This is a genomic window from Streptomyces sp. NPDC048297, from assembly GCF_043201585.1.
GTDB lineage: Bacteria > Actinomycetota > Actinomycetes > Streptomycetales > Streptomycetaceae > Streptomyces.
The window spans coordinates 41260-61834 of the sequence record NZ_JBICZA010000038.1; the positions used below are offsets into that span (position 1 = coordinate 41260).

13 protein-coding genes and 1 pseudogene are annotated in these 20575 nt (G+C 71.2%); 12 read left to right on the forward strand and 2 right to left on the reverse strand.

Annotation, left to right across the window (positions count from 1 at the left end):
• Positions 1-51: 51 nt before the first annotated feature.
• The 8 genes from ACGFYV_RS31820 to ACGFYV_RS31855 all read left to right on the forward strand — a co-directional run bounded on the left by ACGFYV_RS31820 (position 52) and on the right by ACGFYV_RS31855 (position 9853).
• Positions 52-1587, forward strand: a complete 1536-nt coding sequence (locus ACGFYV_RS31820) for a gamma-aminobutyraldehyde dehydrogenase (protein ID WP_393881978.1) — start codon at positions 52-54, stop codon at positions 1585-1587.
• 52 nt (positions 1588-1639) lie between these two features.
• A complete protein-coding gene (locus tag ACGFYV_RS31825; RefSeq protein ID WP_393881979.1) occupies positions 1640-2887 on the forward strand; it encodes a PotD/PotF family extracellular solute-binding protein in 1248 nt (415 codons plus the stop codon).
• An 8-nt stretch (positions 2888-2895) separates the two neighbouring features.
• Complete coding sequence (locus ACGFYV_RS31830; protein WP_393881980.1) at positions 2896-4068, forward strand: ABC transporter ATP-binding protein; 1173 nt, start codon at positions 2896-2898, stop codon at positions 4066-4068.
• Between the two features lie 2 nt (positions 4069-4070).
• Entirely contained in the window at positions 4071-5000 is a 930-nt protein-coding gene (locus tag ACGFYV_RS31835; protein ID WP_393881981.1) for an ABC transporter permease, read from the forward strand.
• Positions 5001-5801, forward strand: a complete 801-nt coding sequence (locus tag ACGFYV_RS31840; protein WP_393881982.1) for an ABC transporter permease — start codon at positions 5001-5003, stop codon at positions 5799-5801.
• Positions 5802-5833: 32 nt separating this feature from the next.
• Entirely contained in the window at positions 5834-7264 is a 1431-nt protein-coding gene (locus tag ACGFYV_RS31845) for an NAD(P)/FAD-dependent oxidoreductase (RefSeq protein ID WP_393881983.1), read from the forward strand.
• Positions 7265-7517: 253 nt separating this feature from the next.
• Positions 7518-7985, forward strand: coding sequence for a hypothetical protein (locus ACGFYV_RS31850; protein ID WP_393881984.1), 468 nt, complete (start codon positions 7518-7520; stop codon positions 7983-7985).
• Between the two features lie 68 nt (positions 7986-8053).
• Positions 8054-9853 (forward strand): chitinase, encoded by a 1800-nt coding sequence (locus ACGFYV_RS31855; protein ID WP_393881985.1) that lies wholly within the window; start codon positions 8054-8056, stop codon positions 9851-9853.
• Here the strand turns inward: ACGFYV_RS31855 and ACGFYV_RS31860 are convergent.
• Positions 9795-10469, reverse strand: a pseudogene (locus ACGFYV_RS31860) (phosphatase PAP2 family protein); the annotation flags it as partial. The gene ACGFYV_RS31855 and the pseudogene ACGFYV_RS31860 sit on opposite strands and share 59 nt — an antisense overlap.
• A 369-nt stretch (positions 10470-10838) precedes the next feature.
• Positions 10839-12173 (reverse strand): 4-aminobutyrate--2-oxoglutarate transaminase, encoded by a 1335-nt coding sequence (gabT, locus tag ACGFYV_RS31865; RefSeq protein ID WP_393881986.1) that lies wholly within the window; start codon positions 12171-12173, stop codon positions 10839-10841.
• Positions 12174-12578: 405 nt separating this feature from the next.
• Between gabT and ACGFYV_RS31870 the strand changes: the two genes are divergently transcribed.
• The 4 genes from ACGFYV_RS31870 to ACGFYV_RS31885 all read left to right on the forward strand — a co-directional run bounded on the left by ACGFYV_RS31870 (position 12579) and on the right by ACGFYV_RS31885 (position 20549).
• Complete coding sequence (locus tag ACGFYV_RS31870; RefSeq protein WP_393881987.1) at positions 12579-14609, forward strand: ATP-binding protein; 2031 nt, start codon at positions 12579-12581, stop codon at positions 14607-14609.
• 149 nt (positions 14610-14758) lie between these two features.
• Entirely contained in the window at positions 14759-16348 is a 1590-nt protein-coding gene (locus ACGFYV_RS31875) for a PucR family transcriptional regulator (protein ID WP_393881988.1), read from the forward strand.
• A 581-nt stretch (positions 16349-16929) separates the two neighbouring features.
• Positions 16930-18375 (forward strand): aldehyde dehydrogenase family protein, encoded by a 1446-nt coding sequence (locus ACGFYV_RS31880; RefSeq protein ID WP_393881989.1) that lies wholly within the window; start codon positions 16930-16932, stop codon positions 18373-18375.
• A gap of 236 nt (positions 18376-18611) precedes the next feature.
• Positions 18612-20549 (forward strand): acyl-CoA dehydrogenase family protein, encoded by a 1938-nt coding sequence (locus ACGFYV_RS31885; protein ID WP_393881990.1) that lies wholly within the window; start codon positions 18612-18614, stop codon positions 20547-20549.
• Positions 20550-20575: the final 26 nt, after the last annotated feature.

Sequence of the window (20575 nt, forward strand, 5' to 3'; positions counted from 1 at the left end):
GAGCTACGCCGCCCACCCCTCTGGGCGGGGCGAACGGCGGAGGAGAGCGACATGCACAACCCGGGCACCGCCACCCCGGAACGATTCCCCGCACAGGACCGCTTCGCGGACGGCGCGCAGTTCATCGCCGGCCGGCTGACGAAGGGCACCTCGGGCCGGCATCACGCCGTGGTCGACCCCGCGACCGGTGAGGAGGTGTACACCTACGAACTGGCCGGTCCGCAGGACGTCGACGCGGCGGTCGCCGCCGCGCGCGAGGCCTTCCCCGGCTGGTCCTCGGCCACCCCGGGCGAGCGTTCCGACGCCCTGCACCGCTTCGCGGCCGTGCTCGCGGAGCGTGCCGAGGACTTCGCCCGCGCCGAGTCCCTGCAGTGCGGCAAGCCGCTGAAGCTCACCCGCGAGTTCGACGTACCCGGCACCATCGACAACACCGCCTTCTTCGCGGGCGCCGCCCGGCATCTGCAGGGGCAGTCCGCCGGCGAGTACTCGGGCGACCACACGTCGTACGTGCGCCGCGAGCCCATCGGTGTCGTCGGGTCGATCGCGCCCTGGAACTACCCGCTCCAGATGGCCGCCTGGAAGATCCTCCCGGCGATCGCCGCGGGCAACACGATCGTGCTCAAGCCGGCCGAGCTGACCCCGCTGACCTCGCTGCTCTTCGCTCAGGCCGCCACCGACGCGGGCATCCCCGACGGTGTGATCAACATCGTCACCGGGACCGGCAAGGAGGCCGGCGAGCACCTGGTCGGGCACCCGGACGTGGCGATGACCTCCTTCACCGGGTCCACGGCCGTGGGCAAGCGGGTCGCCGAGATCGCCACGGCCACCGTCAAGCGCATCCACCTGGAACTCGGCGGCAAGGCCCCCTTCGTGGTCTTCGACGACGCCGACCTGGAGGCCGCGGTCAACGGCGCCGTCGCGGGCTCGCTCATCAACACCGGGCAGGACTGCACGGCCGCCACGCGCGCGTACGTGCAGCGCCCCCTCTACGAGGCCTTCGTCGAGCGGACCGCCGCCCTGATGGAGACCGTGCGGGTGGGCGACCCGTTCGCCCCCGGCACCGACCTCGGGCCGCTCATCTCACACGTGCAGCGCGACCGCGTCGCCGGTTTCGTGGACCGGGCCCGCGCCTACGCGCGCGTGGTCGCCGGCGGCGAGGCCCCGCAGGGGGAACTCGCGGACGGCGCCTACTACCGGCCCACCCTCGTCGCCGACGCCGACCAGGACAGCGAGATCGTCCAGTCGGAGATCTTCGGCCCGGTACTGGTCGTCCTGCCCTTCGACAGTGATGATGACGGCATTCGTCTGGCCAATGACACTCCGTACGGTCTGGCCGCCTCCGCCTGGAGCAGCAATGTCTACCGGGCGGGCCGCGCCACCCGCGAGATCAAGGCGGGCTGCGTGTGGATCAACGACCACATCCCGATCATCAGCGAGATGCCGCACGGCGGCTACAAGGCGTCCGGCTTCGGCAAGGACATGTCCGCGTACTCGTTCGAGGAGTACACGCAGGTCAAGCACGTAATGTTCGACAACACCGCGGTGGCCAGGAAGGACTGGCACCGCACCATCTTCGGGGACCGCTAGATCCGACCCGGCCTCCCACCAGGCCGACCCCTCCCGAAAGGGCACCACGAGCATGGAGCAGTTCGAGGCCGACCCCCTGACCCCGGTCGAAGTGGCCGCCCTGCGGCGCAGCCTGCGAAACGGGCGGGCCGCCATGTCCCGCCGGTCACTGCTGCGCGCCTCCGCCGGCGGCGCGTTCGCGGTCGGCGGCATCGGAGCGCTGAGCGCCTGCGGCATCCCCGCGGCGAGCAAGAACCAGGGCGGCGTGGCCGCCGACGACCACTCGAAGCAGGAGAAGGTCGTCAACTTCTCCAACTGGCCCGAGTACATCGACGTTGACGACAAGACCAAGACGCATCCCACGCTCGACGCCTTCGGCGAGCGGACCGGGATCAAGGTCAAGTACACCGAGGACATCAACGACAACGACGAGTTCTTCGGCAAGATCCAGCCGGAACTCGCCGCCGGCCACGACACGGGCCGCGACCTCGTCATCCTCACCGACTGGCTGGCCGCCCGCATGATCCGGCTGGGGTACGTCCAGAAGCTGGACGCCTCCAACCTGCCCCACGCCTTCGCCAACCTGTCGGACCAGTTCCGCGCCCCCGACTGGGACCCGGGCCGCGCCTACTCGTACCCCTGGCAGGGCGTCTCGACCGTCGTCGCGTACAACAAGAAGGCGCTCGACGGCATCGAGGTGAAGTCGGTCTCCGACCTGCTCGACAACCCCAAGCTCAAGGGGCGCGTCGGCTTCCTGACCGAGATGCGCGACAGCGTCGGCATGACCCTGCTCGACATGGGCAAGGACCCGGAGAAGTTCACCGGTGACGACTTCGACGCGGCGATCGCGCGCCTCCAGAAGGCCGTCGACAAGGGCCAGATACGCCGCTTCACCGGCAACGACTACACGTCCGACCTCACCAAGGGCGACTTCGCCGCCTGTGTCGCCTGGGGCGGTGACATCATCCAGCTCCAGGCGGACAACCCGGACGTCGGCTACGTCATCCCCGACCACGGCTACATGACCGCGACCGACAACATGCTCATCCCCAACAAGGCGCGTCACAAGACGAACGCCGAACGGCTCATCGACTACTTCTACGAGCCCGAGCCGGCCGCCGAACTCGCCGCCTACGTCAACTACGTGAGCCCGGTCGCGGGAGTGAAGCCGTACCTTGCCAAGATCGACAAAAACGCGGCGAACAACCCGCTGATCCTCCCCGACAAGGCCATGCAGGCCAGGTCTCGCTCCTTCCGCGCCCTGACGCAGAAGGAAGAGACGGCGTACCAGCAGCAGTTCTCGAAGCTCACAGGGGCGTGACGACGACGATGACGACGACAGACCACAGCGGCGACGTCCGCCTCACCAAGATCGGCAAGACCTACGGCTCCTTCACCGCCGTGCACCCGCTCGACCTGACGGTGCCCCAGGGCTCCTTCTTCGCCCTGCTCGGCGCCTCGGGCTGCGGCAAGACGACCACCCTGCGCATGATCGCGGGCCTGGAGGAGCCGACGGGCGGCACCGTCCACCTCGGTGAGCAGGACGTCACGCACCTGCCGCCGTACAAGCGGCCCGTCAACACGGTGTTCCAGTCCTACGCCCTCTTCCCGCACCTCGACATCTTCGAGAACGTCGCCTTCGGCCTGCGCCGGCGCGGTATCAAGAGCGTGAAGAAGCAGGTCGAGGAGATGCTGGAGCTGGTCCAGCTCGGCGAGCAGGCGCGCAAGAAGCCGCACCAGCTCTCCGGCGGCCAGCAGCAGCGCGTCGCCGTGGCCCGCGCGCTGATCAACCACCCGAAGGTGCTTCTGCTCGACGAGCCGCTCGGCGCCCTCGACCTCAAGCTGCGCCGCCAGATGCAGCTGGAGCTCAAGCGCATCCAGACCGAGGTCGGCATCACCTTCATCCACGTCACGCACGACCAGGAGGAGGCCATGACCATGGCCGACACGGTCGCCGTGATGAACGCGGGCCGCGTCGAGCAGCTCGGCTCGCCCACCGACCTGTACGAGAACCCGCAGACGACCTTCGTCGCGAACTTCCTCGGCACGTCCAACCTCATCGAGGCCGAGGTGGACTCCAAGAGCGGCGACGACATCGTGCTGAAGGCGGGCGGCGGCAAGCTGGTGCTGCCCGAGGCGCGTTGCTCGGCCCGTACGACGACCGGCGGCAAGGTGCTGGTCGGCATCCGCCCGGAGAAGATCTCCCTCACCCACGCGGACGACGCGGGCGAGATCCCCGAGGGCCGCAACCGCGTCACCGGCAAGATCGCCGACGCCAGTTTCATCGGCGTCTCCACGCAGTACGTGATCGACACCCCGGTCTGCGACGAGTTCGCCGTCTACGTGCAGAACGTCGAGCGCGACGGACGCCTCGTCCCCGGCGCCGACGTCGTCCTGCACTGGAGCCCGGCGCACACCTTCGGACTCGACGCCGCCCAGTCCCTGCTTGCTGGGACAACGGGCTCCGCCGGCGTGGAGACCGTCGAGGAAGAGGCGGCCTGACCATGTCGACGCTCACCGAGGCGCCCCCGCCTCTCGCCCCCGCCGAGCCGGCGCGGAAAGCCCCGCGCAAACGCGGCCGGTTCACGCCGTACTGGCTGCTGCTGCCCGGCATCCTGTGGCTGGTCGTCTTCTTCGCGCTGCCGATGATCTACCAGGCCTCCACGTCCGTGCAGACGGGCTCCCTGGAGCAGGGCTACAAGGTCACCTGGCACTTCGCGACCTACTGGGACGCGCTGTCCGAGTACTGGCCGCAGTTCCTGCGCTCGGTCTTCTACGCCGCCGCCGCGACCCTGCTGTGCCTGGTGCTCGGCTACCCGCTCGCCTACCTGATCGCCTTCCGCGCGGGCCGCTGGAAGAACCTGATCATGATCCTGGTGATCGCGCCGTTCTTCACCAGCTTCCTGATCCGCACGCTCGCCTGGAAGACGATCCTCGCCGACAACGGCCCGGTCGTGCACACCCTGAACGCGCTGCACGTCCTGGACCTCACCGGCTGGCTCGGCTGGACGGCCGGCGACCGCGTGCTCGCCACCCCGCTCGCCGTGGTGTGCGGACTGACGTACAACTTCCTGCCGTTCATGATCCTGCCGCTCTACACCTCGCTGGAGCGGATCGACGGGCGGCTGCACGAGGCGGCCGGCGACCTGTACGCCAAGCCGTGGACCACCTTCCGCAAGGTGACCTTCCCGCTGTCGATGCCGGGCGTCGTCTCCGGCACGCTGCTGACGTTCATCCCCGCGGCCGGTGACTACGTCAACGCCGAACTCCTCGGCTCGACCGACACCCGCATGATCGGAAACGTGATCCAGACCCAGTTCCTGAGAATTCTGGACTACCCGACGGCCGCGGCCCTCTCCTTCATCCTCATGGCCGCCATCCTGGCCATGGTCACGATCTACATCCGCCGATCCGGGACGGAGGACCTGGTCTAAATGACCGTCGTCACCTGGCTCAAGCGCCGTCTCGTCGTCATCGCGGGACTTCTGACCCTCGCCTATCTGCTGCTGCCGAACGTCATCGTCACGGTGTTCTCCTTCAACAAACCGAAGGGACGCTTCAACTACCAGTGGCGGCAGTTCTCCACCGACGCCTGGAAGGACCCGTGCGGCGTCGCCGACATGTGCGGCTCGCTGTCCATCAGCCTCCAGATCGCCGTCTGGGCGACCATCGGCGCCACGGTCCTCGGCACGATGATCGCCTTCGCGCTGGTCCGCTACCGCTTCCGCGCCCGCGGCGCCATCAACTCGCTGATCTTCCTGCCGATGGCGATGCCCGAGGTCGTCATGGCCGCCTCGCTGCTCACCCTGTTCCTCAACATGGGCGCCCAGCTCGGCTTCCTGACGATCCTGATCGCGCACATCATGTTCTGCCTGAGCTTCGTCGTCACCGCCGTCAAGGCGCGCGTGATGTCGATGGACCCGCGTCTGGAGGAGGCCGCCCGGGACCTGTACGCCGGCCCGGTGCAGACCTTCGTGCGGGTCACCCTGCCGATCGCGGCACCCGGAATCGCCGCGGGCGCGCTGCTGTCCTTCGCGCTCTCCTTCGACGATTTCATCATCACCAATTTCAACGCGGGCTCCACCGTCACCTTCCCCATGTTCGTGTGGGGATCGGCGCAGCGCGGAACACCCGTCCAGATCAATGTCATCGGTACGGCCATGTTCCTGGTCGCCGTACTGTTCGTCCTGACCTCGATGGTCATCAGCAATCGCCGTAACAAGCAGAAGGCGTAAGACGGCGTAAAGCCCTGTGGGGAGTTGAAATCATGGCCCCGAGCGCCATGAGTCGTGGCAAAGACAACTGGATCGCCTCTCTTTCCGAGGCCCAGCCGGTCCCGTACTGGCTGGAGGACCCTGGCAAGCCCCACGCCGAGCCCGCCCTCACGGGCACCGAGACCTGCGATCTGCTGGTCGTCGGCGGCGGCTACAGCGGACTGTGGACCGCGCTGAACGCGAAGGAGCGCGACCCGCAGCGGGACGTGGTCCTGCTGGAAGGCCGCGAGGTGGGCTGGGCCGCCTCGGGCCGCAACGGCGGCTTCTGCGCCGCCTCCCTCACCCACGGCCTGTCCAACGGGCTCACCCGCTGGCCGGACGAGATCCACAAGCTGGAGGAGATGGGCCGGCGCAACCTCGACGAGATCGAGGCCGCCGTCGCCCGGCACGGCATCGACTGCGACTTCGAGCGCACCGGTGAGATCGACGTCGCCACCGAGCCCTACCAGGCCCGGGAACTGCGCGACTGGCACCGGGAGCTGGAGGAGAAGGGCCTCGCGGACGGCATCGAGTTCCTCGAAGCCGATGCCGTGCGCGAGCAGGTCGCCTCGCCCACCTTCGAGGCGGGCCTGTGGGACCGCCGGGGTGTGGCCATGCTGCACCCGGCGAAGCTGGCCTGGGGCCTGAAGCAGGCCTGCGTCCGGCTCGGTGTGCGCGTGTACGAGCACACGCCCGCCCTGACCCTGAAGCAGTACGGCGCCGGCATGGCCGTGCGCACCCCGTACGGCGCCGTCCGCGCCCGCAGGGTCGCGCTCGGCACCAACATCTTCCCCAACCTGCTGAGGCGCGTGCGCTCGTACACCGTCCCGGTCTACGACTACGCGCTGATGACCGAGCCGCTCAGTGCCGACCAGCTGGCGTCGATCGGCTGGAAGAACCGCCAGGGGCTCGGGGACTCGGCGAACCAGTTCCACTACTTCCGGCTGTCCGCCGACAACCGGATCCTGTGGGGCGGCTACGACGCGGTCCACCACTACGGCGGCCGGGTGCGGGCGGAGTACGACGACCGCCCGGAGACGTACGCCAAGCTCGCGGGCCACTTCTTCACCTGTTTCCCGCAGCTGGAGGGCGTCCGCTTCAGCCACGCCTGGGGCGGCGCGATCGACACCTGCTCCCGCTTCTCGGCGTTCTTCGGTACCGCCCACCAGGGCAGGGTGGCGTACGCGGCCGGCTACACCGGGCTCGGCGTGGGCGCCACGCGCTTCGGCGCGGACGTGATGCTGGACCTGCTGGCCGGGGAGCGCACCGAGCGGACCGAGCTGGAGATGGTGCGCAAGAAGCCGATGCCGTTCCCGCCGGAGCCGTTCGCCTGGACCGGGATCGCGCTGACCAAGTGGTCGCTGGCCCGCGCCGACGAGCACGGCGGGCGCCGCAACCTGTGGCTGCGCACGATGGACCGGCTGGGCCTGGGCTTCGACAGCTGAGCTTGGCCTCTCGGGGAGCTCCGGGTTTTTGCGGAGCTCCGGCCTCTCGGGGAGACCCGGGCTCTTGCGGAGCCCCGGGCTCCCGGGGATCCCCGGATTCTCCGGAAGCCCCGGGCTCCGCCCACCCGCACGGGAACTGCCGATGTGATCCAGGTCACTTCAAGGAAATGCGGCAACCCGCGTAATGCCCCCCATGTGACCTCCCTCTCTCCCGCGGGCGCGATCGCGTCCGGAGAGTCAGGGAGGTCCTTTCATGGCTGGGACGAAGACGGCGCTGGAATGGCTGGCGTCCGCCGCACCCGATCCCGAGGCGTGCCGCTGGGAGTGGGAGCGCAACCCTCTCGGTATCGCCCTGCTGCCCGCCGGCAAGACCTGGGACGTGCTCATTCTCCCGGGTGAACTCGGCTGTCCCACCCTCGACGTGCTGACCCGCGTGCTCGACCGGCCCGGCCCGGTGCTGGCCGACTTCGGCGACGACAGGGTGGGCTTCTTCGTGCCGCCGGGCACCGCGACCCGCTGGCTCGGCACCGGTATCCGCACGGCCGGACCCGGCACCTGGATCGTGGTGCCGTATCCCGGCCGCGCGACGCGGGCCGTGCACTGGCTGGTGCAGCCGGACGGATCCGGCACGCTCACCGACCCGGCGCTGCTGGAGCTGGCCATGCACGAGGCGGCGGCGCGACTGGCCAGACGGGAGGACGGTGCCGGTCGGACACCTTGACAACGCAATTGGTCTGGACCAAGTTGAGTGCGCTCCACCCTCCAAACCCCCCGAGCCCGGAGGCACTTGTGGAACGCTCCAGACCCCTGGTCGCCCTCCTCGCGGTCCTGGCCCTCGCCCTGCCCGGCATCACCGCGCTCTCGTCGGCCGCCCGCGCGGCCGACGCGGACGTCGCGGTGAACGGCGGCTTCGAGTCCGGCCTGTCCGGCTGGACCTGTACCGCCGCCACGACGGTCGGCTCACCCGTGCACAGCGGCGGCTCCGCGCTGCGGGCGACCCCGGCCGGCAGCGACAACGCCCAGTGCACGCAGACCGTGACCGTCCAGCCGAACTCCCCCTACACGCTGTCCGGTTACGTCCGCGGCTCCTACGTCTACCTCGGCGCGACCGGCACCGGCACCACCGACGTCTCCACCTGGACCCCGTCCGCCCCCGACTGGCAGAAACTGACGACCACCTTCACCACCGGCCCCGGCACCACCAAGGTGACCATCTCCACGCACGGCTGGTACGGCACCGGCGCCTACTACGCCGACGACATCTCCCTTCTCGGACCGGGCGGCGGCACCACCCAGCCGCCCGCCGCCCCCACCGGTCTCACGGCCGGCACCGTCACGTCCTCCTCCGTCGCCCTGTCCTGGTCACCCGTGACCGGTGCGACGAGCTACGCCGTCTACCGCGACGGAGCCAAGACCCAGGCGGTGAACGGCACTTCGGCCACGGTCACCGGCCTCGCGCCCTCGACGGCGTACGCCTTCCAGGTCACCGCGAGCAACGACGCCGGCGAGTCCGCGAGGTCGGACACGGTGACCGCGACGACCACGGCCGGCACCGGCGGCGGTGGCACACCCGGCCTGCCCGCCCACGCCCTGGTCGGCTACCTCCACTCCACCTTCGCCAACGGCTCCGGCTACACCCGCCTCGCCGACGTACCCGACAGCTGGGACGTCATCGACCTCGCCTTCGGCGAGCCCACCTCGGCCACCTCCGGCGACATCCGCTTCAACCGCTGCCCGGCCACCGTGTGCCCGAACGCCGAGAGCGACGCCGACTTCAAGGCCGCGATCAAGGCCAAGCAGGCGGCCGGCAAGAAGGTGCTGATCTCCATCGGCGGCCAGAACGGCCAGGTCCAGCTGACCACGACGGCCGCCCGCGACACCTTCGTCTCCTCGGTCTCGGACATCATCGACACCTACGGCCTGGACGGCCTCGACATCGACTTCGAGGGCCACTCCCTGTCCCTGGACGCGAACGACACCGACTTCAGGAACCCGACGACCCCGGTGATCGTCAATCTGATCTCGGCGCTGAAGACCCTGAAGGCCAGGTACGGCGACCGGTTCGTCCTGACGATGGCACCGGAGACCTTCTTCGTGCAGATGGGCTACCAGTACTACGGCACCGGCAAGTGGGGCGGCCAGGACCCGCGCTGCGGCGCCTACCTCCCGGTCATCCACGCCCTGCGCGACGACCTCACCCTCCTGCACGTCCAGGACTACAACTCGGGCCCGGTCATGGGCCTGGACAACCAGTACCACTCCATGGGAGGCGCCGACTTCCACATCGCCATGACCGACATGCTGCTCACCGGCTTCCCGGTCGCGGGCGACGCGAACAACGCCTTCCCGCCGCTGCGCCCGGACCAGGTGGCGATCGGCATGCCGGCGTCCGTGAACGCGGGCAACGGGTACGTCGCTCCCGCCGAGGTCACCAAGGCCCTGGACTGCCTCACGAAGAGGACGAACTGCGGCTCGTACCCGACCCATGGCACCTGGCCCGCCCTGCGGGGTCTGATGACGTGGTCGGTGAACTGGGACCGCTACGCGAACTGGGAGTTCCAGCAGAACTTCGACGCCTACTTCGGCTGACGCCCGGCACGAGGGACAGGGCGGTGAGCAGCACGGAGCACAGACACCACGCGGCCACCACGTCCAGCGGCCAGTGATAGCCGCGCCGGACCAGGCCGTACGACACCCCGAGGACCAGCAGCACACAGCCCGCGACCAGCAGGCGGCGGGCGAGAGCCGAACGCAGCCAGGGCAGCAGGACGAGGGTCGCGGAGCCGTACGCGACCATCGCCGTGGCCGTGTGGCCCGAGGGGAAGTAGCCGACGGCCGGGGGCACCACGGGGGTCCCCGGCCGTGCGGTCCAGTCCTTGAGCGGTACGACGAGCGCCGGGACCAGGGCCATGAGCACCGCCGCGGCGAGCGCCGGCAGCCACCACCGCTCGGCACCGGCCGTCCGTGCGCGCCACAGGACCCAGCCGAGGGCGAGCGCGAGCACCGGGACGGCGACCTGGACGTTCCCCAGATCGGAGAGCGCCTCCGAGACGTCGTCCGGACGCACGAGCGCCCCGCTGACACGGGCGTCCAGACGCAGCAGCGGGCCGTGCGCCAGGACCTGCCAGGTGAACAGGGCGAGGAGCACGGCCGGGACGCCCAGGAGCAGGGCACGGCGGAGAACGGTCGACACGGCGCCCAGCATCGCAGGTGCGGGCCCGCGGGGGGCGGAAGGAGGTCGGCCGCCCCGGAACAGGGGGGATGGTTCCGAGGCGGCCGTCCGGACCGGAACGTCGCGCGCCCCGGGGGGTTTGGGGCGGCGACCGTCCGATCGGTGAGGAGATCCCGGAGCCGTCAGGCACCGGTTGTGTGCGCGAGGGCACGACCAGGGCGAAGCTGGGGAGGCCTCGTCCTGAAGTCGCCCACAGTCCCCTGTGGGCGGGGTGTATCTCTCATCTGAGAACCTACGGTAGGCCGTCGCGCTTGGGCAGCCGGAACGGCGTCCCGACATCCACCTCGCACACCTTCTTCACACGGCCTGCCGCAGCCGGCCCGTCCGGGCCGCGGTGTTCGCTCAGATGCGCGAGAACGCCTGCTCGATGATGTCCAGGCCCTCGTTCAGGAGGTCGTCACCGATGACCAGCGGGGGCAGGAAGCGGAGCACGTTGCCGTAGGTGCCACAGGTCAGGACCAGCAGGCCCTCGGCGTGGCAGGCCTTGGCGAGCGCGCCGGCGGCCTCCGGGTTGGGCTCCTTGGTGGCGCGGTCCTTGACCAGCTCGATGGCGATCATGGCGCCACGGCCACGGACGTCACCGATGATGTCGAACTTCTCGGCCATGGCGGTGAGGCGCGACTTCATGATCGCCTCGATGTTCTTCGCCTTGGCGTTGAGGTCCTGCTCCTTCATCGTCTCGATGGCGCCGAGCGCACCGGCGCAGGCCACGGGGTTGCCGCCGTAGGTGCCGCCCAGGCCGCCCGCGTGCGGGGCGTCCATGATCTCGGCGCGGCCGGTCACGGCGGCGAGCGGCAGACCGCCCGCGATGCCCTTGGCGGTGGTGATCAGGTCCGGGACGATGCCCTCGTCCTCGCACGCGAACCACTGGCCGGTGCGGCAGAAGCCGGACTGGATCTCGTCTGCGACGAAGACGATGCCGTTGTCGTTGGCGAACTTCACGATCTCGGGCAGGAAGCCCTTGGCCGGCTCGATGAAGCCGCCCTCGCCGAGCACCGGCTCGATGATGATCGCGGCGATGTTGTCCGCGCCGACCTGCTTGGTCATCTGGTCGATGGCCATCTTGGCGGCCTCGGGGCCGGCGTTCTCGGCGCCGGTCGGCCAGCGGTAGCCGTAGGCGACCGGGACGCGGTACACCTCGGGCGCGAACGGACCGAAGCCGTGCTTGTACGGCATGTTCTTCGCGGTCAGCGCCATCGTCAGGTTGGTCCGGCCGTGGTACCCGTGGTCGAACACGACCACGGCCTGCCGCTTGGTGTACGCACGCGCGATCTTGACGGCGTTCTCGACGGCCTCGGCGCCGGAGTTGAACAGCGCGGACTTCTTCGCGTGGTCACCCGGAGTGAGCTCCGCGAGCGCCTCGGCGACGGCCACGTAGCCCTCGTACGGGGTGACCATGAAACAGGTGTGGGTGAAGTCGGCGAGCTGGGCGCTCGCACGGCGGACGACGGCCTCGGCGGAGGCGCCGACCGAGGTCACGGCGATGCCGGAACCGAAGTCGATCAGGCTGTTGCCGTCCACGTCCTCGATGACGCCGCCGCCGGCGCGGGTGACGAACACCGGCAGCGTGGAGCCCACACCCTGGGCGACCACGGCCGTGCGGCGGGCCTGCAGCTCCTGCGACTTGGGGCCGGGAATGGCGGTGACGACGCGGCGCTCCTGCGGAAGTGCGGTCATGCGGGGCTCCTGGGGGGTATTACGGACGCTTACCTCTTTTCTCGCAGGCTAGGACGGGCTGTGGAGGGTGGGCATGCTCCATGTGGGCGTTGTCGGCGAGGCCGGTTGTCCTCGATGGACATAACAGTGAGTCACGGTCGTCCGTCGTCGCGGAGGGGTCCTCGGCCGCGTAAACGGTGAACTCCCCTTGCCGGGGCGTTAGATTGCTCGCGGACGGTGGACGGAACGGCTGGTCAGGGGGCAACGGCGATGGACAGCGACGGGACGCGGGACGCGCGCGGCACACATGCGAACCCGGTACCGCGCCCGGCACCACCCCTGGAGGCCCCCGCCGCACCCCTGGGAGGCCCCGCGGCACCCCTGGAGGCCCCCGCCGCACCCCTGGGGGCCCCTGCCGTCCCCCCCATGCCCCCGGCACCCCCCGGAGCCCCGCCCCGCCCCGACGGCACCACCTTCCTGACCTGGCTGCGCACACCGCGCCCCAAGGCCGCGCCCGGGGTGTGGCGGTTCGGATACCGGCCCCGGCCCGAGCAGGAGCCCGAGCTGACCCCGGCCCGGCAGCTGCTCAGCGGCGCGCTGATCGCGTTCCTCGTCGGCTGGCTGGTGTGGTCCCTGCTCTGGAACGGCTACCTCGGCGGCTGGTGGGTGCTGCCCCTGGAGCTGTTCACTCCCGACTCCTGGCGCCAGAACAGCCACGTCGGCAACGCCGTCCTCTGGTACTCGTACTACACGCTCATCGCGCTGGTCATCCTGCTCGTCGTCGGCCGGCTCGGCCGCTGGGGCGAACTCTGGCGGCGTTTCGGGCCGCCCGCCTGGCGCCCGGCCGGCTCGGCCGCCGAACCGGCACCCGCACCTGAGCAGGACCCCGCCGAATGGCCCGAGCTGCGGGCCGCCGGCGCGCACGCCGCCGCCGACCGGCTCGCCACCGAGGCCAGGTCCGGACTCATGCGGGACGTCGACCACGCCCGGATCAGCCGGGCCTGGCAGGGCGTGTGGTCCGGCACCCACAACCTGGCCACCTTCACCACGGCCGTGCTCAAGGACGGCTCCGCCGCCTGCCCGCACCCCTCCGGCGAGCGCGACCTGCCCGTCCGCCACGCCCGCCACGACCTGTTCACGGGCCAGGTCCGGCTCGGCACCACCGCCGACGACCCGCGCAACCCCTACCACTACCGGGGCGCCGGACTCGCCCTCGGCACCGAACTGCTCGGCACCTCACTGCTCGCCGTCGGCCCGGCCGGCTCCGGCAAGACCGGCACCCTGGTCCGGCCGCTCGCCGAGTCGCTGTGCCTGCACGCCCTGGCCGGGCGCGCCGCCGTCGTGGTCGTCGGAGCCGCGGGCGCCGGACTCGGCCCGGCCGATGCGTACGACGTCGTCGTCCGCATCGGACACCCCGACTCCGTCCACGACCTCGACCTCTACGGCGGCACCACCGACCCCGACGAGGCCGCCGCGATACTCGCCGAGGCCCTCGTCGGGGACCTCGCCGACCCGCACCCCGGCGGCGACACCCGCCGCTCCACCACCGTCCTCGCCCAGCTGCTCGGCCCGTTCCGCGCGGTCCACGGCCGCTTCCCGTCCGTCCCCGAACTGCGCCAGCTCCTCGACGGCACCCCGGGCCCGCTCGCCGCGCTGCGCAAGGCGCTCACCGACACCGGGCAGGACTCGCTGCTGCGCGAACTCGACGCGCGCGAACGGCAGATGGGCCACCCCGGGGACATCGGCTCGGTGCTCGCCGACCGGATCGCGCTGCTCGACCGGCCCGCCTTCGCCGCCTTCTTCGACACCTCCGGCCGGTCCCGGCCGTTCTCCCTCAGGGCCCTTGACCACCCGGTCCGTGTCCGCATCGACCTGCCCGAGCGCGGACACGCCGACGCCTCCCGGATCCTGGCCCGCCTGGTGCTGGCCCAGTTCACGGCGAGCGTGACGGTACGGGAGGACCGGTCGCTCTTCGCCTGCCTGCTGCTGGACGACGCGAGCGGGGTCGTCACGCCGGAGTCCGTGCGCGGCATCCAGCGTCTGCGGTCCGCGAACGCGGGGATCGTCCTCACCCTGCGCACCCTGGACGACGCACCCAGGCCGCTGCGCGGTCCGCTGCTCGGCGCGACCGGGTGCCGGGTGGCGCTGTCCGGGCTCACCCCCTGGGACGGCCAGGACTTCGCCGAGGTGTGGGGCAAGGAGTGGACCGAGACCCGGGACGTCACCGACCGGCAGATCATCGCCGAGACCCCCGCGGGCAAGGCCCTGCACATGGTCCGCCGCGTCATCACCGGCCAGGCACCGACCGCCCGCGCCGTCACCGTCCGGCAGGTCGAGAGGGAGCGGTGGTCGGCTTCGGAGTTGGCGCACGGGGTGCCGGCGGGGCACGCGGTGTTGTCGTTGACGACGGTGCGCGGAGAGCACGCGCCGCCGTTGCTGGTGGACCTCAGGGGATGAGCGGTGCCGGGGGGCCGGGAGAAGGGCTCACCCCGGGATCGTACGGTGCGGCAGAATCGGCATAGGCTGTTCATACGCGGCGGCCAAAATTCATGTGCGGCGGCCGAACGATCACCACGATCACCCGATCCCCCCGACCTGAAGGCCTCATGCCCGTCACCCTCGCCTCGCTCGTCCACCACTCCGCGCTCAAGCTGACCGTGCGCGCGGGCGAGGACCGCCTCGACGTCCCCGTCCGCTGGGCGCACGTGAGCGAGCTGGCCGACCCCGTGCCCTACATGGAGGGCGGCGAGCTGCTCCTCGTCACCGCGCTCAAGCTGGACGCGGAGGACCCGGAGGCGATGCGGCGCTACGTGAAGCGGCTGGCCGGCGCCGGAGTCGTCGGGCTCGGGTTCGCGGTCGGGGTCAACTACGAGGAGATCCCCCGGGCCCTCGTCGACGCCGCCGAGGCGGAGGGACTGCCCCTGCTGGAGGTGCCCCGCCGCACCCCCTTCCTCGCCATCAGCAAGGCCGTCTCCGCCGCGATCGCCGCCGACCAGTACCGCGCGGTCACCGCCGGCTTCGCCGCCCAGCGCGAACTGACCAAGCAGGCCCTGAACGCCGGCCCCGAGGGACTGCTCACCGCCCTCGCCTCCCAGGTCGACGGATGGGCCGCCCTGTACGACGCCTCGGGCGCCGTCGTCGCCACCGCGCCCGAGTGGGCCGGCCGCCGCGCCGCCCGGCTCACCGCGGACGTCGAACGGCTGCGGGAGCGGCCCGCCCCCGCCTCCTCGGTGGTCGGCGGCCCCGACCACGAGGACCGGGTCGAACTGCACTCCCTCGGCACCGGCCGCCGCCCCCGCGCCGCGCTCGCCGTCGGCACCGCCGCCACCCTCGGCACCGCCGAGCGCTACGCCGTCCACTCCGCGATCGCCCTGCTCACCCTCACCACCGAACGCTCCCGCTCCCTGCACGAGGCCGAACAGCGGATCGGCGCCGCCGTCCTGCGCATGCTGCTCGCCGGGGAACCGGACCACGCCCGCGCCGTCGCCGGAGACCTGTACGGCGGCCTGCTGGACGCGCCGTTCCGGATGATCGTCGCCGAGTCGCCGGCCGGAGCCGGGCCGCGCGCGGACGGCGACGCGCTGAGCGGCATCGAGGAGGCCGTGGAGTCCGCGGCAGCCAGGTCGGGGGAGGCCGTGCTGATCGTGCCCGAGGGGGAGCGGCTGGTCGTACTGGCCGTGGACGGGGGCGCGGCGGTCGCCGCCTGCGCCACCCACGCGGCGGCACTGGAGGCGGCGCGTGCCGTACCGGACCGGACGGGCGGCGAGGAGGAGGAACTGGTCGTCGGCCTGTCGGCCCCGGCCGGACCGATCGCCGCGGCTGCCGCCTACAAGCAGGCCGAGCAGGCCCTGTCGGTGGCCCGCCGCCGGGGGCGGGTCTTCGTGGAGCACGAGCAGGTGGCGGCGGGATCCGTACTGCCGTTGCTCGCCGACGACGCAGTGAAGGCGTTCGCCGACGGGCTGCTGCGCGCCCTGCACGAACACGACGCGACCGGCCGCGGCGACCTCGTCGCCTCCCTGCGCGCCTGGCTCTCCCGGCACGGCCAGTGGGACGCGGCGGCGGCCGACCTGGGCGTCCACCGCCACACCCTGCGCTACCGCATGCGCCGGGTCGAGGAGATCCTCGGCCGCTCCCTTGACGACCCGGACGTCCGCATGGAGCTGTGGCTCGCCCTGAAGGCCACCTCTCCCGAGTGACCCGACCAGGCCACGCGACTCTGCGCCGCCGGTCACCCTCACTCAGCCCGTCCGGCGTCTGAGGACGCGCCGGACACCCTCATTAAGCCCGTCCGGCGTTTGAGGACGAGGCCGTTCAGGCCGATCGGGGGTCCTGGGGGCGGAGCCCCCGGCGGGGCCGAAGGGGCGGAGCCCCTGGGATGGGACGGGTAGGGGCGGCGGGGGCGAGAGACACGCGACATCAGCCCCACCACGCCGAGCCCGCCCCACCACGCCGAGCCCACCGCCCACGCCGAGCCCACCCCCACGCTCAGCCCCCCACGCTTAGCCCCCCACGCCGGCCCACCGCCCACGCTTAGCCCGACCACGCCGAGCCCACCCCCACGCTCAGCCCCCCACGCTCAGCCCCCCACGCTTAGCCCCCCACCAAGCCCCCCCCCACCAAGCCCGCCCGCCCCCGCCGCGCCCACCCACCCCGCCAATCCGGCACATCACCCGCCCCCACCAGTACGACTCGGACAAGCGACCCCGGCGTGCCCCAGCCCTACCGTGGGAGACGAACCGAACGAACACCCCCAACGCGGAAGGGCCGGGACTCGCACATGACTTCCACCTACGCCTTCTGGCTCGCCGGCCGCCAGGTCACCGGCGAGGAAACCTTCGACGTCGCCTCCCCGTGGGACGGCCGGCTCGTCGGCAAGGTCAGCGTGCCGACCGACGCCCAGGTCGAGGAGGCCGTGGCCGCGGCGTACGCCGTCCGCGAGGACTTCGCCGCCACCCCGGCCCACGTCCGCGCCGCCGCCCTCGACCACGTCAGCAAGCGCCTGGCCGAGCGCACCGAGGAGATCGCCCAGCTGATCTCCGCCGAGAACGGCAAGCCGATCAAGTGGGCCCGTGGCGAGGTCGGCCGCGCGGTCTCCGTGTTCCGGTTCGCGGCCGAGGAAGCCCGCCGGTTCAACGGCGGCGAGGCCCAGCGCCTGGACACCGACGCCGGCGGCCAGGGTCGGCTCGCCCTGACCCGCCGCTTCCCGAAGGGCGTCGTCCTCGGCATCGCGCCGTTCAACTTCCCGCTGAACCTGTGCGCCCACAAGATCGCCCCGGCCATCGCCGCCGGCGCCCCGATCATCCTCAAGCCGGCTCCCGCCACCCCGCTGTCCGGCCTGATCATCGGTGACCTGCTCGCCGAGACCGACCTGCCCGCCGGCTCCTGGTCGATCATCCCGGTCGCCAACGACAAGATGCCCGCCCTCGTCCAGGACGAGCGCCTGCCGGTCATCTCCTTCACCGGTTCCGAGACGGTCGGCTACGCGATCATGGACTCGGTGCCGCGCAAGCACTGCACCCTGGAGTTGGGCGGCAACGGCGCGGCCGTCGTCCTCGGCGACTTCGCGAGCGACGCCGACCTGGACTGGGCCGCGACCCGCATCGCGACCTTCTCGAACTACCAGGGCGGCCAGTCCTGCATCTCCGTGCAGCGCGTGATCGCGGACGCCTCCGTCTACGACCGCCTGCTCCCGCGCATCGTCGCCGCCGTCGAGGCCCAGGTCACCGGTGACCCGAACGACGACAAGACCGACGTCGGCCCGCTGGTCAGCGAGGCCGCCGCCGAGCGCGTCGAGTCCTGGGTGAAGGAGGCCGTCGAGGCCGGCGCCACCCTGCTCACCGGCGGTGACCGCGACGGCGCCTCCTACGCGCCGACCGTCCTCACCGGCGTACCGGCCGACACCACCCTCGCCCGCGAGGAGGTCTTCGGACCCGTCCTCACCGTGCAGAAGGTGGACGGCGAGGCCGAGGCCTTCGCCGCCGTCAACTCCTCCAAGTACGGCCTCCAGGCGGGCGTGTTCACCCACGACCTCCAGGTCGCCTTCCGTGCCCACCGCGCCCTTGAGGTCGGCGGTGTCGTCATCGGAGACGTTCCGTCCTACCGCGCCGACCAGATGCCGTACGGCGGCGCCAAGCAGTCCGGTGTGGGCCGCGAGGGTGTGAAGTTCGCGATGGACGACTACACATACGAGCGTGTGCTGGTCCTGACCGGTCTCGCTCTCTGACCTGCCACGGACAGGTCGGACCAGGAACGGCCGGCGCCCACTGTGCGGGGGCGTCGGCCGTTCTTCATGCCCGCGGACACCTCTCGCTCCGATCCGATCAAGTCGAAGCGATCGGATCGACCCGATCGGACCGCGAGGGGTGGTGGGGGCGGCCCGTTTCAGGTACCAACGATCCAGTAGCACGGGTCGGTAACGAACGGTCCGCAATCATCCCTCTTCGCGGCGAGGTGAGCCTCATGTCCGCCCCCACCACCCCACGCACCAACGTCACCGAGCGCGAGGCGCGCCAGGTGGCGGAGGCCGCCCGGCAGCAGGACTGGCACAAGCCGAGCTTCGCCAAGGAACTGTTCCTCGGGCGCTTCCGGCTCGACCTCATCCACCCCCATCCGCTCCCGGACGCCGAGAGCGTGCGGCGCGGCGAGGCGTTCCTCGCCGAACTGCGCGACTTCTGCGAGTCGACCATCGACTCCGCCCGCATCGAGCGCGAGGCCCGCATCCCCGACGAGGTCGTCGCCGGCCTCAAGGAACTCGGCGCCCTCGGCATGAAGATCGACCCCAAGTACGGCGGTCTCGGCCTCACCCAGCTGTACTACAACAAGGCCCTCGCCCTGGTCGGCTCCGTCAGCCCCGCGGTCGGCGCCCTGCTCTCCGCCCACCAGTCGATCGGCGTCCCGCAGCCGCTGAAGATCTTCGGCACCCAGGAGCAGAAGGACGCCTTCCTGCCCCGCTGCGCCCGCACCGACATCTCGGCCTTCCTGCTCACCGAACCGGATGTCGGCTCCGACCCGGCCCGCCTCGCCACCACCGCCGTTCCCGACGGCGACGACTACGTCCTCGACGGGGTCAAGCTGTGGACCACCAACGGGGTGGTCGCCGACCTGCTCGTCGTCATGGCGCGCGTGCCGAAGTCCGAGGGACACAAGGGCGGCATCACCGCCTTCGTCGTCGAGGCCACGGCCGAGGGCATCACCGTCGAGAACCGCAACGCCTTCATGGGCCTGCGCGGCATCGAGAACGGCGTCACCCGCTTCCACCAGGTGCGCGTCCCGGCCGCCAACCGCATCGGCCCCGAGGGCGCCGGTCTGAAGATCGCGCTCACCACCCTCAACACCGGCCGCCTGTCACTGCCCGCGATGTGCGCCGGCGCCGGCAAGTGGTGCCTGAAGATCGCCCGCGAGTGGGCGGCGGAGCGCGAGCAGTGGGGCAAGCCGGTCGCGCTGCACGAGGCCGTCGGCGCCAAGATCAGCTTCATCGCGGCGACCACCTTCGCGCTGGAGGCCGTCGTCGACCTGGCCTCCCAGATGGCCGACGAGGACCGCAACGACATCCGCATCGAGGCCGCCCTCGCCAAGCTCTACGGCTCCGAGATGTCCTGGACGATGGCCGACGAACTGGTCCAGATCCGCGGCGGTCGCGGCTACGAGACCGCCGAGTCCCTGAAGGCCCGCGGCGAGCGCGCGGTGCCGACCGAGCAGATGCTGCGCGACCTGCGCATCAACCGCATCTTCGAGGGCTCCACCGAGATCATGCACCTGCTCATCGCGCGCGAGGCCGTCGACGCCCACCTCTCCGTCGCCGGCGACCTCATCGACCCCGACAAGACCCTCCAGGACAAGGCGAGGGCGGGCGCGCAGGCCGGCGTCTTCTACGCCAAGTGGCTGCCGAAGCTGGTCGCCGGTCCCGGGCAACTGCCGTCGTCGTACAGCGAGTTCAAGCGCGACATCGACCTGTCCGGGCATCTGCGCCACGTCGAGCGGCACTCCCGCAAGTTGGCCCGCTCCACCTTCTACGCCATGTCCCGCTGGCAGGGCCGCATGGAGACCAAGCAGGGCTTCCTCGGCCGGGTCGTCGACATCGGCGCGGAACTGTTCGCGATGAGCGCGGCCTGCGTGCGCGCCGAGCGGCTGCGCAGTGAGGGCGAACACGGCCGCGAGGCCTACCAGCTCGCCGACGCCTTCTGCCGGCAGTCCCGCATCCGCGTCGACGAACTCTTCGGCCGCCTGTGGACCAACACCGACGAGTTGGACCGCAAGGTGGTCAAGGGCGTGCTCGGCGGGGCCTACACCTGGCTGGAAGAGGGCATCATCGACCCCTCGGGCGAGGGCCCCTGGATCGCCGACGCGACCCCCGGCCCATCCGCACGGGAGAACGAGCGGCGCCCCTACGGCGCCTAGGGCACGCCTAGGGCCTGTCCGGCGGA

What these genes read in the sequence shown, in the direction of transcription:
- ACGFYV_RS31820 (WP_393881978.1), top strand. Translation starts at nt 52, where the DNA reads ATGCACAACCCGGGCACCGCCACCCCGGAACGATTCCCCGCACAGGAC.
- ACGFYV_RS31825 (WP_393881979.1), top strand. Translation starts at nt 1,640, where the DNA reads ATGGAGCAGTTCGAGGCCGACCCCCTGACCCCGGTCGAAGTGGCCGCC.
- ACGFYV_RS31830 (WP_393881980.1), top strand. Translation starts at nt 2,896, where the DNA reads ATGACGACGACAGACCACAGCGGCGACGTCCGCCTCACCAAGATCGGC.
- ACGFYV_RS31835 (WP_393881981.1), top strand. Translation starts at nt 4,071, where the DNA reads ATGTCGACGCTCACCGAGGCGCCCCCGCCTCTCGCCCCCGCCGAGCCG.
- ACGFYV_RS31840 (WP_393881982.1), top strand. Translation starts at nt 5,001, where the DNA reads ATGACCGTCGTCACCTGGCTCAAGCGCCGTCTCGTCGTCATCGCGGGA.
- ACGFYV_RS31845 (WP_393881983.1), top strand. Translation starts at nt 5,834, where the DNA reads ATGGCCCCGAGCGCCATGAGTCGTGGCAAAGACAACTGGATCGCCTCT.
- ACGFYV_RS31850 (WP_393881984.1), top strand. Translation starts at nt 7,518, where the DNA reads ATGGCTGGGACGAAGACGGCGCTGGAATGGCTGGCGTCCGCCGCACCC.
- gabT (WP_393881986.1), bottom strand. Translation starts at nt 12,173, where the DNA reads ATGACCGCACTTCCGCAGGAGCGCCGCGTCGTCACCGCCATTCCCGGC.
- ACGFYV_RS31870 (WP_393881987.1), top strand. Translation starts at nt 12,579, where the DNA reads ATGCCCCCGGCACCCCCCGGAGCCCCGCCCCGCCCCGACGGCACCACC.
- ACGFYV_RS31875 (WP_393881988.1), top strand. Translation starts at nt 14,759, where the DNA reads ATGCCCGTCACCCTCGCCTCGCTCGTCCACCACTCCGCGCTCAAGCTG.
- ACGFYV_RS31880 (WP_393881989.1), top strand. Translation starts at nt 16,930, where the DNA reads ATGACTTCCACCTACGCCTTCTGGCTCGCCGGCCGCCAGGTCACCGGC.
- ACGFYV_RS31885 (WP_393881990.1), top strand. Translation starts at nt 18,612, where the DNA reads ATGTCCGCCCCCACCACCCCACGCACCAACGTCACCGAGCGCGAGGCG.